Consider the following 14,477-nt stretch of genomic DNA (forward strand, 5'->3'; position numbering starts at 1 on the left):
AACGCTGCGGGGGGAGCCAGCGCGATCAAGGCCGCCTTCGCTGCCGCTGGTGGGGGCGGTGGTGAAGGCGGCCAAACCGGGATGGGCGGCGGGCAACCGCTGTCGTCTGCGGGCGACATGCCGGGGGCGGCGACAACGGCGGCGCGGCGGTGGGGCGCGGGACGCCCCTTAGCATGGCTATGGGCGGTGATGGCGGTTCACCCCCGGCCAATGACAACAGCCGCCTTCAAGGCGGCTCGGAAGCCGCCAGCGCGGGCGCGGCACGGCTGCAAGCGCCGCTGCGGGCAGCGAGGCGGCCGATCGTGAAGACAGCAACGGCGGCGGCGCTGCCGGTGGGTCGCCTGCGGGGAGGGGGAGGCCAGCTCCGCCAGCTCGCAAGGTGAAGGCACGCCGCAAGTGGCGATACTGGCGGCACGCAACGCACCGGCCTTAGCCGGGCGGCGAAAACCGCAAGCATCCTCGGCGGCGCTGCCGCTGGCATGGCGGTGGATGCTTTGAAAGAGCGGGTGGGCAATACGGTGGGGGGGCGATTGGCGGCCAATATCCGCGTCGGCCGCGTCGGCATCGTCGGGAAGTGAAACGCTCGCTCCCGACCGGCGCGGGCAGTCCCGCCAGCTCGTCCGATTCATCGCCGCCGCCCACGGCGCAATTCGCGGGAGATACCATTTCGGCCGCCCGTGATGCGGGCGACATGGAGACGCCAGAGGATGAAGTTGCGGCCTTCGTCCAGAGAAGGGGGACAGCTAATCATGGCCGCTGATCTGCCTCCGGTTGTCATAGAAGAACGGGTGCAATGCTCGATCGCGGCGGCGCTGCGCTATAACATTCCGGCGAACGTCATGTTGGCGGTCGCGGAGCAAGAGAACGGGCGGCCCGGTGCGCGCGTCCAGAACACCAATAACACCGCCGATCTTGGCTCGATGCAGCTCAATTCCAGCTATATTCAATCGCTGGCACGCTACGGCATCCGGCCCGAATATGTGCTTGCGCCGGGGTGCTATCCCTACAACCTCGCTGCATGGCGTATCAGAAACCATATCCGGGATGACAAGGGCGACCTGTGGACGCGGGTTGCCAATTATCATTCCCGAACGCCGGTCCATAATGCCCGTTATCGGGCGCTGATTATGGCGAAAGGCGCGCGCTGGGAGGCGTGGCTTTCCTCGCGCTATAATACCTACAGCGTGAACGGCGTGCCGGTAAGCGGCGGCGCTCCTGCTACGCGATCGACCTCGATCCCGCTCACGATCACGATCACGGCAGCCGACGCGACGGGCGGGGGCCAGCTCGCAGCGCAACCGGCGATCGTCCAGCCCCAAGGCAGCGCCGACGCCTCGGCGGGCTATGTCGCCTCGATCTTGGCCGCTGCGTTCAATGCCCGCATAACCGATACGTGGCGGGCGCTGGAAGCCAATTACGGGGCCGCCAACAGCTTTCACAAATATGGGCAGGCGGTGGATTTCGTGCCGCGTGCCGGGCTGCACACGATCACGCGCGAGCAAATCCGCGCCGTGATGGCGCAACATGGTATTCGCGTGGCGGAGCTGCTGGGGCCGGGGACCGGGCCATGCCGATCATTGGCATCTGGCGTTCTATACCGGCGATCAGACTCGGCCGCTCGATCGCGCTCAAATTGTCGTCGCCAGAGCGGAACGCGGGGTAGGGGGCCTAACCTCGGCGGCCGTGCAGCCGATGGGCAGCTATGAGGCTGCGCCAGCTCCGCAAGCCCGCGTCATGGCGGCTCGGCCGAACGCCGCGCCTATTTCCGTTGCGGTGAATTTCCGGCGCGACATGCTGCATCCTTCGCCTACCGATCCACGGCGGACCCGCGCTTTATTCCGCGCACAATCACGCCAGCAATTGAAGCGACGGCGCGCTAGGCGCTCATTCGGCAAGCCGGTGTGGGCGCTGATCCCCATCCCGGCCAGCTCCTCAATGAGCCAGTCTCGAAAGTCCGAAATGGATTTCGCGCCTTCGGCCCTCAAGGCGGCAACGTCTTCCTCTTTGAAACTCAATCGTCCTTGCCGATGTGGCGCAGGGCGCGCCAAACGCAATGCTTCTGATAGCTGTAGATCGGCAACGGAGATACCCGCGAACGATCTTTTCCATAGCCGCATCGTCGTTGCGGTGGCGATCTAGCAATGCGTCAAGGTCGGCTATGGACGGATTGGGATCAAGCATGATCGGCCTCGATCTGTAAGCGAGCTGGGCGAGGCGATCGGCAGCAAGCAAGTCGTCGGCCGCTAGGTCGATAGCGAAGGGTTCGCCGGGTTCGGGCGGCCGTCGATCGGCGGCGAAAGCGGCAAGATAGGGTTGCGCCGCGTCGGTTTCGATCCAACGCCAGAAGGCAGGCCTTGGCCGAATAGCCCGGCCTCGAACATATCGAGCCGGGCTTGCGGCGAAATCATCGCACATTAGGCGAAGTGGATCACGGCCGATTCAGTGGTCCGCCCCTGCGGGCGCACGACAATATCGACCTTGCAGCCAAGCCGGGTGAGCATGGCTAGAAGCCGCTCAACCGAGACGCTGCGGAACTGGCCTCGCAGGATGCGCGACAATTCCGGTTGGGTAGATCCCGTAACCTTGGCGGCGGGATCTGCGTCAACTTCCGCTCCTGCATGGCTCGGCCACAGGGTAACGAGCTGGGCTTTCAAAGGTGGGTGTCGGGGTCGGCAAAGCCTAGATCGGCAAAGACATTGCCGCTGCCTTCTCAATGATTTCGTCCTGTGCGCTCATGCTGTGCCTCGCGGGTCTGGTGTTGCCGGTGATGCTCTCGGCGGATTTCAGCCGCGTTCGGATCAAATCCATATCGGCTGCGGCGTGGCTTGCCCTGCTTGGATTTCTTCTGGAAGGCGTGCAGGACATAGACCGCCTCCGCAAATTTGACCGTATAGCCGTGCGGAACGTATCGCTTGGTAGTCGTCGTATGATCTCGACCACGCCAGCGGCCGCCAAAGCCTTTCAAGGGCTTAGTGCTGGGGTGCTGTCGCGCCTGGCTGGGCGCGAGGTCAAGGGCATAATAGCCATTACGTCATGCACATCGTCCGGGAATCCCGAAATATCGCGCTTTGGACGATGCCACCCATCGAACGGCCGTTCAGTATCCATCGCGGCTATTATGCACAAATATACATAGCTCGCAAGCGGAATTATGCGCGTATGGTGCATACTGCGTGAGGCCGATGCTATCAGCGGAACGATTGTCGGCCGCCGCGATCGGGGCGGCTCAATCGAGCGCCCTACGCGACGAATGTATCAACGCCGGGGATGCAGGGCCGCAATTTTATGCTAGAGGCCGGCGCGGCCCACGCCCCCAATTTGTGCGGCCGGTCACTTCCGACGATGGCCGCAAGGACTCGCCATCGTCGGAAGACCAACAAACAATCTAGCCGATGCCACGCGCCGGCCCCTGTCCGGGCAGGCGAGGGATGCTTACCGTTGTAATAAAATTACTGTTCAATCTGGCCCTAGTTGCGCGTGCAATTGCCCTATTGTTGGTCATCGTCCCCCTACAGCGACCGAAAGGAGGACTAGGCTATGGTTGATTCTTCCAATATCTATCGAGAGCAACGGAAAGCGGTTGCCCTAGAGTTCATGGAAAAAGCTCTTGCGATACTCGTTGAGGTCGATGATTCAGCGCAGATTGTTATCTCCAACAATCAATAGATACGTGCATGGGTCACCGCGCATGACATTTCCCGAAGATGATTTTGGGATTGTGTTGATGAATTGCGCATTTGACCGATCGGTCTTGTTCCTGCATCGGCAGAACGGGCTTGCGATCGAGCAAATCGCCAAACGACTAGGCATCGAACAGAAAGAGGCGGCGAACGGCTTTCCGTTGGGCTTGCCTTGTTCGCGGCTCATTCAGCCTGATGGAACATTAATCGCCGGAATCGGGGGGAGGGAGCATCTTGCCGAGTGTGGCGACCAATTCACGGGGCATGTAGGGCTTGGCGATATAGGCAGCGCCGTTCGGCAATTCGCCTGCACCTGGTCGCACACGGCAGAGGTAACAAGGACCGGCATGGATGGCCATCGGTCGCGGACGGCAGCGGCCAAGGCGAGGCCGGTCATTCCGGGGCATTTCAATATCGGTGAATACCGCGCCAATGTCATCGCGGCGTCAGGATCGCCAGAGCGTCGGCCGCTCGCACGCCTCAAAGACGCGATAGCCGCGTCCATAAGAATGTCGGCCGCCATCGTCCTCACTAGGGGTTCATCCTCACAACCAGCACGGCGCGCTGCCCGATCCTAATCCCATTTTCCGGCTCCCCGTCCTTTTCGGCCTTCTCCTGTGCGCATCACGCAACATTCCCGCCCAGCAAGCGAGGATCAAACCTTCATCGGGTGCGGTTTCCCCGGTGATGACAGCGTAAATCCCCAGCACGTTGGAGGTTTCCTCCACCGTTGAGACGCCTTTCCCTTCCAGCAACCCGGCGAGGACCGCTAGCGCCCGCCCATCGCCCGCACCATTGCCGGATCGGAGAGCTTCGCGCCGGGGAATACGTCTTCATCTGGCGTCCCTCGTTCATGCGGCCTGCGCGCCTCCCTTGGGTGCGATCATCATTGGTTTCGGCCGCCTGCTTTGCGGCGTAAGGGCTTCATCGGCCGTTTGAGGGCCGCCCTTGGATCAGGAAAATCAAACACGTCCGCAATGCCAGCGGAGAATGTAATTTGGCCCAATGGTTCATCGTCTTGCGGTTTCGTAAGCGACGTTCGGCCATTTGTTCGCGCAAGCCGTCAAGTTTCTTATGCGCTTCGGACAGGCTGACGCCTCGGAACAGCATACAAACTCCTCTCCACCGTGGCGCGCTACATGGCAATTATCGTCCGAAATCGTAGCGAGCATTTCCGCGATAAGCCGAATGACCCGATCGCCTGCATCATGGCCGTGCGTATCATTGATGCGCTTAAAATGGTCTATATCGCAGAAAGCTACGGTCAGCGGGTCAAAGCTCGCTCTGGCGTCACGATATTCCGCTCTAGGACCGTCTCGAAAGCCCGGCGATTGGGAAGGCCGGTCATGTGGTCAATCTCCGCTCGCGCCGCGCCTGTTCCAGACTACGGCGGAGCGCCTTAGCCTCCTCCTCGCTGCGCCGCATGTCGGTTTCCAGCTTGCGGGTTCGCTCAAGCATCGCCTTCGCCAAATCGGCTAGGCTGGAAAGGATTTGCCCCGTTCCTGAACTGATCCAGCTCGGCCACATGCTGTTCCAGCTCGTCGGTATAATCGGCCGTCGCGCTGCGCGTGTCGTTGGCGTTCTTCGAGAAACTTTCAAGCGTCGTTTCCAACCTCGCCATGAGGTGCTGGATGCCATCGTGCTTGTCGATCGTCTCGTCTGCCGCCGTGATTTCGTCCAGCCATTCCTGTGTCACGGCTAGGCCAGCGGTCACATGCTGGGCGATCTTGCGCGCAAGGGCGGGATTGGACCCGGAAAAGGCTCCGTGCGCGGTGAGAAGATTATTGGGCGTCACGTCCAGCTCATAGGTGAGCAGGAAGGCCGCGATTTCATCAAGCAGATGGCGGCGCGCCTGCTGGAAGACATTGCCAGCGCCGTTTGCGAACGCCGGTTTCCCGTCCACGCTGCGCCCCCGCGCGCGCCGCGAAAACCAAGCCATTCCAGTATCGAGCAGAAGAATTTCCCGAATTGGTCACTTACCCCCAACAAGCAAACCGATGGAGCGACTCGCGCCATTTCCGAAACTGTGCTGTCGGGAGTAGGCCGGAAAGCCAGCGGCACGCCCCCATATTGGAGGCGTGCCCGCTTGGAACGGGTGTTGGAAACCTGATAATCGTCAGGCGCGAACGCTTTAAAGCCGGGTGGCTTCTGGACATGCGCGTCCGCCACCCGGTCGTTAAGCTCGACCGGCTCGATTATCAGAGGGTTTCCACGCCCCGCCCACGTCTCCGCAGGTAGTGCGTGGATAGGCCAAAAGTGCCTCGAAAAGCAATGAATCGTTACGCTAGAGGGACGGGCCGCGCGCTATCGGTCAGCGTCGGCGGGCGTCGTGGCCAGCCCGTCCTCGTAAGCGTCATATCCTCAATGACGCGGAGAATTTCGGAACCGCGCATATGGCACATGCGCCAGCGCGCGCCCGGCGTTGCACCTTCCGCGCGATCGGAAGCAACAATGCCGTCGAACATCGCGCACGCCTCGTCCAGCGTGGCAGTTTCGCCTATCAGGTGCCAACAGCCTTTCATTTGGCCCGCCATGCGGAAGTCCACCGAAAAGCGGTCGCCTTCCGATAATCGTCATACGCCATTTTCTTCGCCCCCGATCCGCTGCCTGCGGCCTCGTCCGCTGCACGTAGCGCCTCATAGAGCGGCGTCTTGCCGATCTTGAGCGCGGCGGCCGCCTGCCGCACCGTCAACCCTTATCCATCATGTCGCGCGCGCGTTTCAGCACTCCCGGCGTGACAACCGACCTACGGCCGCCCTTTCGGCCGCGCGCGGCGGCGACCTCCAACCCGGCTTTGTCCGCTCGCGGATCAGCGACCGCTCAAAGTCGGCCAACGCCGCGAATATATGGAAGATCAACGCGCCGCTGGGCGTCGTCGTGTCCATCCCGGCATCTGTCAGCGATCGGAAGCCTATGCCCGATCACGCAGATTTTCGACAAGCCCGACCAGATGGGGAAGCGAGCGGCCTAGCCGGTCGATCTTCCACACGACAAGCGTGTCTGACGGGCGAAGATAGGCCAGCGCCTCGGCCAGCCCGGCCCGCTCTGCCTTCGCACCGCCTGCAACGTCCGTGAAGATGCGGGCACAACCCGCCTTCTCTAGCGCGTCGATCTGCAAGCCCATGTCCTGTTCGGGCGTCGATACCCGCGCATAGCCGATCAACGCCCCGCCTCGGCGCTGCGCCTATTGAGCGTTCCGGGGTCTGGCGCGCCCATCATCGCCACCCTGCCAGCTCGCAACCGCACGGGGGCACTCACGCGCAACCCGCCCGTCCTGATCCCAACGCGCCACATAGACAGCCTGCCCGGCCTCGATCTGGCGGCATGAGAGGCTGCGCCCCTGCACATAGACCAACGCCAGCGTGCGCCCGTAGGGGTCAACCCCTACGCGCTCGATCGAAAGCGGCCCTGTCATGGTCCGCTGCAACGCCTCTTTGCTCGCCTCGGCCCGCTGCCGGTCGCAAATCGCGCCGGGCTTGGGCACCGGCCTGCACCGGCTGTTGCTCGGATCGTCGGGCGCGTCCACGCCAAGAAACCGGATACGCTCGTCCCGCATCTGATCGTGTCGCCATCGGTCACGGAACAACCCGCCAGCGCGGCGGCGGCGATGAACACCAAGGGCATCAAGTCAGCCTCTCCAACCGATAACCAGAGGCATGATGTTCGCTGGGGCTGGCCGTGGTGATGTAGCGATCATCCCACGGCGCGGCCCTGCCAGCGCCAAATCGACCGGCCCCCGATCTGTTTGGCGATACGGCCCGCCTTCGCCCGCGCGGCGCTATGGCTCGCCATGCGCTCGGTCGTAATCGTCGGTTGCGCCGCGATCACGCCGGATTCGTCCCCGCCATAGGCATGGAACTCGAATTGCAGCATGGGAGGAAAGCTAGTCTTACCCCCGCCCGTCGCGCCGAAAACGGCCGTGTGGCCCATAGCGTCACTCATCCCTTGATCCCCTTCGGAGCATCATTGCTCGCCATTCTCTCCGGCCTGCTTCTTCGCCGCGCGATCCCACTCCCACGCTTCATCAAGCATGATCGGGGCAGGCTTGCCCCCAAAGGCTTGCTCGATAGCCTTGGTGGCGGTGCCTCGATCGACGGCACCGGCATCGCCAGAATCGGAAGGCGGCCGATCGCCGGGGAAGCCCTGCTTCGCCAGCTCCTCGCCTATGATGATGCGGGCGCGGTCGCGCAGCTCGGCGGGCAAGTCGCCCATAATGGCCGTGAGGGCTTGCGAGGCGGCGAAGGCCCGCGCGACCTCGCCCCGCATTTCCGTGAGGGCCTTCGTCTCGCCAGATTCCGCAAGGCGGACATACAGCAAGCCGATTTCGCCCCATGTCGGCGTCAAGTCGATGGTTTCCATAGCAGGCGCTCCTTATCCGTGCCGCGTTTCCAGCTTGTCGGCTTCGGCCTTCGCCCCCGCCAGCTCGCTTTCAAGATTGGTGGTGTAGTCGCTCATCACGTCCCAACCTTCGTTGCCGTAGATGAAGCGGGCATAGCCCTGCCGCTCCATCTTCCCGGCCTCGTCGGGCTTCATGGCGAATAGATAATCCTCGTCGGTGGCGAACATGGCGGCCATGATCGCCTTAACGTCCGTGGACGCCTCCAAGGCGATTTCCTCGCCGTCATAGACCGACACGGCATAGCCGCCCGCAATCAGCCCCTCGGCCGCTTTCCGCGCAATCTGGCGCTCGATCGTCTGCCGCGTCTCAACCTTCATCGCTCTACCTTCCTTCGCCCTGTCTATAGGTCCAGCTCGCCTTGTCTGAACTCGGCGGGTTCCTCGCCCTCGCGCCCTGCCAGAGAATCTTGTCACCCGGCCCCCAGATGGTGACAAAGCCTTGCCCGCTGGGTCGATAGGCAGGCGGCGGCTTCGCCTCGTAGTTATAGCAACTGCTCCGGCCCATCGTGCCCGAAAATGAAAGCGGGCCTCCGGGCCTGTGCATCACGCGGAAGCAATGGCCGCTCGGCTCCTTCACGCGCCGCCCGCGCCCCGTCATTGCCCAATAGCGATAATCGGATTCCTCCCGCTCGCTGGGCGGCGTCCAATGGATGCAGCGCACGCAGGCGGCATCATAGGGCAAACGCGGCGGAGCTGGCGGGGTATCGTCCAGCGCCGGGCCTCCGTTGTGGCCGAAAGGCGGGCGGCCCGTCACGCGGCCTCCCTCTCCGCCAGCTCGCGACGGGCGCGGCGCTTTTCCAGCACGCGGCGCGCGGCGTGCGTCGACTCTAGATCGGGGTGGCCATTGGCGATTTCCTCAAGGGTCGCGCGAGGCGGTGCAATGATCGTTCCCGCGTCGATCGCCGCTTGATAGAGGCTCGCGGTCCTGCCTGCCTCGATCAACAGGCGGCGCGTTTCGCTCTCATACCATCTGCGGAAAGTCTTGGTCGTCGGCGCTGAACGCAACCCGGCGTGGATATGGCCCCGCGCCTCGGCCATCGTCACCAAGCCGCGCTCGCGGGCGAAGGCATCAAGGCTCTGGACGGGAACGGCCCGGTCGTGTCGCGGTCCACGGCAAGCCAGCGCCGCAACTGCTGCCGGTGGATGCCGATCCCTCCGCCGTCCGTCTCTGCGATGCTCGGATGCTGGCCGATCGCGCGGCGCATCGCGTCCCGGTAAATGGCACCCCCTGCGAGGAGGATTCTATCAGCGCCCCGCGCCGCTTCCGCGAAGGCCGCATGATTGGACGTTGGGAGCCGGAGCAATTCAGCGGCCCGGCTCGGCGTCATGCGCTGCTCATAGTCAGCGATCCGCATATCTGCCGGATGAAAGCCATAGCGGGCGGACAGGAACCAGATTTCGGGGCGGCAATCTTCCCCCAGCTCGGCCAGCGCCGCGCGCAGCGTGCGCCACATCGGACCATCATAGCGATCTATGGCGGGCATCGCCTCCTCGCCGGGGCGTTTGGTCGATGAACAGGCCATCACGATAAGCGCGGTCATGGTTGCGTGCCTCTTGTGTCCGTTTTCTGTCCGTAAATCTAATGTGTCCGTAAACTCATTGCAAGCAATAAAAGGCGGACAAAATGCGATTGTCCGTAAAAGGACCGTCTGACGGACAAGGACGCGGAAGGAGATAGTGCTTGGCGAGACGGCGACTGGTGAGCGCGGAAATCTGGGCAGGGCATTATGGCGCGCCGCTCGATGAGCGCGAGATTGCGCGGCACTATACGCTGACCGGTGACGACCTGGAAATTGTCGGCCGCCGTCGCGGCGATGCCACCCGGCTCGGCTACGCGATGCTCCTACTCTATATGAGATGGCCTGGCCGTGCGCTGGAAGCGGGTGAAGTCCCGCCCGCTCCTGTGCTCGCCTATGTGGCGCAGCAACTCGGCGTCGCGCCCGAAGCCTTCGCGGACTATGCCCATCGGGACCAGACCCGTCGCGAACATCTCGTTGAAATCCGACGATCGCACGGGTTCAGGATTTTCGACCGCAAGGCTTTCCACGAAGTTGTCGCATTCTCGATCCCGATCGCACAGACCATCGTCCACCCCGGCCAGATGGCGGGGGTCATCGTTGACGAACTTCGGCGCCGGCAGATCCTCCTGCCTTCTTCATCGGTTCTCGAAGCGGTACTCCGGCGTGCTCGCCAGCAGGCCGAACAGCTTACCTATGAAGTGCTCACGAACGGCCTGCGGCCCGATACGCTGCAGGGGCTGGACGATCTGCTGGCCCGACGAACAGGGCAAGCCGCGACATGGCTATCCTGGCTGCGCAATGCACCACAGTCGCCGGCAGCGCGCAACATCCTACGCCTGATCGAACGGCTCACTCATATCCGCGCGCTGGATCTCGATCGCGCCCGTGCCGACATGATCCCGGCTTTGACTTTTGACAGGCTGGCGGACGAAGGCAGCCGGATCACACCCCAGCACCTTGGCGAACTCAATGCCCTGCGCCGCCATGCGACGCTGGCGGCGCAGGGCATCCGTCTTGAGGAAAGCCTGACCGATGCCACCCTGACGATGTTCGACAAGCTGTTGGGCAGCATGTCGCGTCGCGCCGAGAACCGGACCCGTGACAAAGCCCTCAAGACGGTGCGCGAGTTGCAAGGCCATCTCCGGACGCTCACAGGGTCTTGCCGCATTCTCATCGAAGCGCGCACCAACGGTGTGGACTCTCTGGCGCAGATCGAGGCGCTGGATTGGCAGCGCTTCGCCGTGGCGGTCGCGCGGGCCGAAGTACTCGGGCGACCGGAAACCGTCGATCGCACCGCTGAATTGATCGAGCGGCATCGCACGGTGAAGCTCTTTGCCGGTGCCTTTCTCAACACCTTCGAATTTCGCGGCGCCGGTGCGGTGCAGGGACTCCTGTCGGCGCTTACCATCATCGCGGAGCTATACCGGACCGGCAAACGGCGCTTGCCTGATCGCGTGCCGCTGCGCTTTGTGCCCTCCGCATGGCGGCCGTTCGTCCTGCGGGACGGCATCGTCGATCGCGCCGCCTATGAACTATGCGCCTTGTCCCAGCTACGGGAGCGGTTGCGAGCGGGAGACATATGGGTCTCGGGAAGCCGCCAGTTCCGCGATTTCGATAGCTACCTCATCCCGCCGGCCACCTTCGACGCGCTTCGCGAGAAGGGGCCGTTGCCGCTCGCCATCGAAACGGACTTCGATCGTCATATCGAGGAAAGGCGCGCCAGGCTCGACACGGCGATCGAACAGGTGACGGTCCTCGCCCGACAGGGCGAGCTGCCCCAGGTCAGGCTTGACGAAAGCGGCCTTATCATCTCGCCGCTGAAAGCGGCAACGCCACCCGCCACCGAGATTGCCCGTCGCGCTGCCTATGACCGACTGCCGCGCGTGAAGATCACCGATCTCCTGCTTGAGGTCGATGCCTGGACCGGGTTCAGCGAATGCTTCATCCATCGGCGTTCGGGCCGGGAGGCCGACGACCGCAATGCGCTGCTCACCGTCATCCTTGCCGATGGCATCAATCTCGGCCTCACACGCATGGCGGAAACCTGCCGAGGCGCAAGCCTGCGCCAGCTCGCCCATCTCCACGACTGGCACATCAGCGAGGCCGCCTATGGTGAAGCGCTGGGAAGGCTGATCGACGCCCATCGCGCCATGCCGCTCGCCGCGCTGTGGGGAGACGGCACCACCTCGTCGAGCGACGGACAGCAATTCCATGCCGGGGGCCGTGGCGCCGCAATCGGCGACATCAACGCGCGCAGCGGCAACGAACCGGGCGTTGCCTTCTACACCCATGTCTCGGATCGATATGACCCCTTCGCGACCCGGGTAATCGCGGCGACCGCCGGCGAAGCTCCCTATGTGCTGGATGGCTTGCTGTATCAGCAGACCGGCCTGACAATCGAGGAGCACTACACCGATACAGGCGGTGCATCGGACCATGTGTTCGGCCTTATGCCCTTCTTCGGCTACCGCTTCGCGCCGCGCCTGCGCGACATCAAGCAGCGTCGTTTGCACCTCCTTCCCGGCCAGGAAGCCGGCCCCTTGCTTGCCGGCATGACGGCCGAACCGATCGCATTGGGTCATGTCGCGGCGCATTGGGATGAACTGCTGCGGTTCGCCACATCGATACGCACCGGCACCGCCACCGCTTCGGCGATGCTTCGCCGCCTGTCCGCCTATCCGCGACAGAACGGACTGGCCCTCGCGATGCGCGAGCTGGGCCGCCTCGAACGCTCGATCTTCATGCTCGACTGGCTGCGCGACATTGATCTGCGCCGGCGTACCCAGGCGGGCCTCAACAAGGGCGAGGCCCGCAACGCGCTCGCACGCGCGCTCTTCTTCAACCAGCTCGGCGAATTGCGTGATCGGCGGTTCGAGAACCAGACCTATCGCGCCTCCGGCCTCAACCTGCTCGTCGCCGCCATCATCCTGTGGAACACCCGCTATCTCGAAGTGGCGCTGGCTGATATCGGCACGCCCGACGAAATCGCACGTCACGTCGCGCCATTGGGCTGGGAACATATCTCGCTCACCGGCGACTATAGCTGGAATGTTGAAGATCGGCCCGATCCGGATGTCCTGCGGCCACTGCGCGCCATCAGTTCGTTGCTCGCCGCGTAACGTTCACCATACGTTCGCGCTTAGCGTGCGGATGCGTCACTTTCGTGTAGTCACCCCTTTTGGAGGCAGGCTTGAGCCGGGGCGATCTGACTGAAGCGGAATGGCGTGTTTTGAAGGGTTTGCTGCCTATTGAGCCAGCGAACCGAGGGCGCGGACGCCGTCCTGAAGAGAGCCGCGCGATCATCAACGGCATACTCTGGCGGCTTCGCTGCGGAACTCCGTGGCGTGATGTTCCGCCCAAATACGGCAACTGGAACACGATCTACCGGCGGTTCCGGCGCTGGAGTGAGGCCGGGGTCTGGGAGGCCGTCTCAGTGACGCTGGCCGAGATCATGGCCGACAGCGGCCACTACAGCATCGATAGCACAACGGTTCGCGCCCATGTCTCGGCAGCGGGCGGAAAAGGGGGGCTTGTCGACGAGCTCTTGGCCGCTCGCGGGGCGGGTTCACCAGTAAACTTCACTGTCTGGCTGATGGACGAGGACGACCGCTCGCGTTCCACCTGACTGTCGGCGAAGCTGCTGACTGCAAGGCTTATGACACCCTGATCGCCTTGCCGGAACAGGCACCCAAGGCGCTTCTGGCCGATAAGGGCTATGATGCAGATGCTATCCGCGTCGACCTTGCAAAACGCGACATACAGGCCGTCATCCCGGGACGATCCAACCGCCGCGTGAAGATCCACCACGACCGCGAACTCTACAGGCAGCGCAACCAGATCGAGCGCTTCTTCGGACGCCTCAAAATCAATCGCGCCATTGCCACCCGCTATGACCAACTCGCAGACAGCTTCCTGTCCATGGTCCATATCGCGTCAGCAAAATACTGGCTCAAATTTGTCCACGCCGCCTAGAGGCGCGTGGCGATCACGGCCTTGTCGCGTAAAAGCGATGACCTCCCCGTCGTCGATCGTATTTCTGGGTGACAATCACCCGATCCCGCCGGCTTTGCCGTTACCCAAATCCGATTCTATGATCGACAAACCAGTTTGTGTGCAGAAGATGATCATCAATTGGGCCGGAGCGAACAGACCCTATGCCAGCTTCGCCATGAGCCGCCCGGCGGCCCCCTGTTCGGCGGCGAGATTGCGATTGTAAGCGAGCGGCATGCGCGGGCTTTTCCAGCGCAGCGCGTCCATGATCCCGGCCAGCTCCTCACCGCTGACGAACAGATCCTGGTTCAGCCCCACCCGCGTCGAATGCGCGCTGATCCCCCGGAGCAACCGTGTCAGATCGTCGGCGGTGAGGTCGGGCAGCGCGCCGCGGTCGAACGCCCGGCGGATGATCGTGCGCCAGAGCGGCCCGATCGATCCGGGATGCAGCGCCGCCGCGCCAACATCATAGGCGGTGCGCGCCGGCTGCGCAGGCTTACCCTCCCCTCGCATCAGCACCAGCCTGCCTTCCGCGTTGAGCCGGGCGATCCCCTCCCCCGCCACCGCCGCGCGTGCCTTGATCCGCCGCACCTGCACCCGGCGAAACAGCGGCCCTTCCGCAATGTCCGCCGCCTCGAGCCAGGCGGTGATCGCGCGTACGCTGCGCGCGCTGAGAAATGCCGTCGCCCCCTCCCCTTCGGGATCGCCCTTCGAACGCGGGACCCGCAGCAGCCGCGCTTCGGGATCGGTCGCCTCGAGAAGGTGCTCGACCTGGATCGCGACCAGTTCGGAGGCGCGCAGCCCGGTGTCATAGGCGGTTGTGACCGGACAAAGAAGACTGCATCCGGCCCCATTTCCCCGTTTTGCCGGACGGACAGAATTCGCTGCA

General features: G+C 63.4%; 16 protein-coding genes and 3 pseudogenes. 6 read left to right on the plus strand and 13 right to left on the minus strand.

All coding sequences use genetic code 11. The annotated features are described in order from the left end of the window. Positions 1-173: 173 nt before the first annotated feature. Together CAF53_RS28455 and CAF53_RS24205 are read left to right on the plus strand one after the other, a co-directional pair. The gene (locus CAF53_RS28455; RefSeq protein WP_242443628.1) at positions 174-383 is read left to right on the plus strand and encodes a hypothetical protein; all 210 of its coding nucleotides are present in this window, start codon (positions 174-176) and stop codon (positions 381-383) included. A 366-nt stretch (positions 384-749) separates the two neighbouring features. Next, positions 750-1,706: a transglycosylase SLT domain-containing protein gene (locus tag CAF53_RS24205; RefSeq protein ID WP_242443629.1), complete on the plus strand. Its 957-nt coding sequence runs from the start codon at positions 750-752 to the stop codon at positions 1,704-1,706. A gap of 708 nt (positions 1,707-2,414) precedes the next feature. On the opposite strand, the gene CAF53_RS29255 is transcribed toward CAF53_RS24205, so the two are convergent. Both CAF53_RS29255 and CAF53_RS28465 read right to left on the minus strand, forming a co-directional pair. Further along, the gene (locus CAF53_RS29255) at positions 2,415-2,714 is read right to left on the minus strand and encodes an XRE family transcriptional regulator (RefSeq protein ID WP_347337873.1); all 300 of its coding nucleotides are present in this window, start codon (positions 2,712-2,714) and stop codon (positions 2,415-2,417) included. After that, on the minus strand, positions 2,711-2,965 hold the full coding sequence (locus CAF53_RS28465; RefSeq protein WP_242443631.1) for a type II toxin-antitoxin system RelE/ParE family toxin: 255 nt from the start codon (positions 2,963-2,965) through the stop codon (positions 2,711-2,713). Before CAF53_RS28465 ends, CAF53_RS29255 begins: the two co-directional genes overlap by 4 nt. 572 nt (positions 2,966-3,537) lie before the next feature. On the opposite strand from CAF53_RS28465, the gene CAF53_RS29140 reads away from it, so the two are divergent. After that, positions 3,538-3,666: a hypothetical protein gene (locus tag CAF53_RS29140; protein WP_277949224.1), complete on the plus strand. Its 129-nt coding sequence runs from the start codon at positions 3,538-3,540 to the stop codon at positions 3,664-3,666. Between the two features lie 22 nt (positions 3,667-3,688). Further along, positions 3,689-4,258, plus strand: a complete 570-nt coding sequence (locus tag CAF53_RS27680) for a hypothetical protein (RefSeq protein WP_197707568.1) — start codon at positions 3,689-3,691, stop codon at positions 4,256-4,258. 432 nt (positions 4,259-4,690) lie between these two features. Here CAF53_RS27680 and CAF53_RS27685 read toward each other — a convergent pair whose 3' ends face one another. The 10 genes and pseudogenes from CAF53_RS27685 to CAF53_RS24295 all read right to left on the minus strand — a co-directional run bounded on the left by CAF53_RS27685 (position 4,691) and on the right by CAF53_RS24295 (position 9,619). Then, positions 4,691-4,948: a GGDEF domain-containing protein gene (locus CAF53_RS27685; RefSeq protein ID WP_197707575.1), complete on the minus strand. Its 258-nt coding sequence runs from the start codon at positions 4,946-4,948 to the stop codon at positions 4,691-4,693. 182 nt (positions 4,949-5,130) lie between these two features. Continuing rightward, on the minus strand, positions 5,131-5,583 hold the full coding sequence (locus CAF53_RS24250) for a hypothetical protein (protein WP_157801364.1): 453 nt from the start codon (positions 5,581-5,583) through the stop codon (positions 5,131-5,133). A 615-nt stretch (positions 5,584-6,198) separates the two neighbouring features. Continuing rightward, positions 6,199-6,804 (minus strand): annotated as a pseudogene (locus tag CAF53_RS24260) (recombinase family protein). 60 nt (positions 6,805-6,864) lie between these two features. Beyond that, positions 6,865-7,236: a thermonuclease family protein gene (locus CAF53_RS24265; protein WP_242443632.1), complete on the minus strand. Its 372-nt coding sequence runs from the start codon at positions 7,234-7,236 to the stop codon at positions 6,865-6,867. 137 nt (positions 7,237-7,373) lie between these two features. After that, positions 7,374-7,622, minus strand: coding sequence for a hypothetical protein (locus tag CAF53_RS24270; RefSeq protein WP_157801365.1), 249 nt, complete (start codon positions 7,620-7,622; stop codon positions 7,374-7,376). A gap of 21 nt (positions 7,623-7,643) precedes the next feature. Further along, on the minus strand, positions 7,644-8,039 hold the full coding sequence (locus tag CAF53_RS27285) for a hypothetical protein (RefSeq protein ID WP_157801348.1): 396 nt from the start codon (positions 8,037-8,039) through the stop codon (positions 7,644-7,646). 12 nt (positions 8,040-8,051) lie between these two features. After that, on the minus strand, positions 8,052-8,396 hold the full coding sequence (locus CAF53_RS24280; protein ID WP_014194368.1) for a hypothetical protein: 345 nt from the start codon (positions 8,394-8,396) through the stop codon (positions 8,052-8,054). Between the two features lie 4 nt (positions 8,397-8,400). Beyond that, positions 8,401-8,832 (minus strand): hypothetical protein, encoded by a 432-nt coding sequence (locus tag CAF53_RS24285; RefSeq protein WP_242443633.1) that lies wholly within the window; start codon positions 8,830-8,832, stop codon positions 8,401-8,403. Continuing rightward, a complete protein-coding gene (locus tag CAF53_RS24290) occupies positions 8,829-9,125 on the minus strand; it encodes a hypothetical protein (protein ID WP_157801366.1) in 297 nt (98 codons plus the stop codon). Before CAF53_RS24290 ends, CAF53_RS24285 begins: the two co-directional genes overlap by 4 nt. Beyond that, positions 9,119-9,619, minus strand: coding sequence for a hypothetical protein (locus CAF53_RS24295; RefSeq protein WP_197707569.1), 501 nt, complete (start codon positions 9,617-9,619; stop codon positions 9,119-9,121). Before CAF53_RS24295 ends, CAF53_RS24290 begins: the two co-directional genes overlap by 7 nt. 140 nt (positions 9,620-9,759) lie before the next feature. Here CAF53_RS24295 and CAF53_RS24300 point away from each other — a divergent pair, with 140 nt between their 5' ends. Further along, a complete protein-coding gene (locus CAF53_RS24300) occupies positions 9,760-12,717 on the plus strand; it encodes a Tn3 family transposase (RefSeq protein WP_011627729.1) in 2,958 nt (985 codons plus the stop codon). A gap of 119 nt (positions 12,718-12,836) precedes the next feature. Beyond that, a pseudogene (locus CAF53_RS24305) lies at positions 12,837-13,570 on the plus strand (IS5 family transposase). Positions 13,571-13,750: 180 nt separating this feature from the next. On the opposite strand, the pseudogene CAF53_RS24310 reads toward CAF53_RS24305, so the two are convergent. After that, positions 13,751-14,413, minus strand: a pseudogene (locus tag CAF53_RS24310) (integrase); the annotation flags it as partial. Between the last annotated feature and the right edge of the window lie 64 nt (positions 14,414-14,477).

The sequence above is a fragment of the Sphingobium sp. LB126 genome (assembly GCF_002795205.1).
Taxonomy (GTDB): Bacteria; Pseudomonadota; Alphaproteobacteria; order Sphingomonadales; family Sphingomonadaceae; genus Sphingobium; species Sphingobium chungbukense.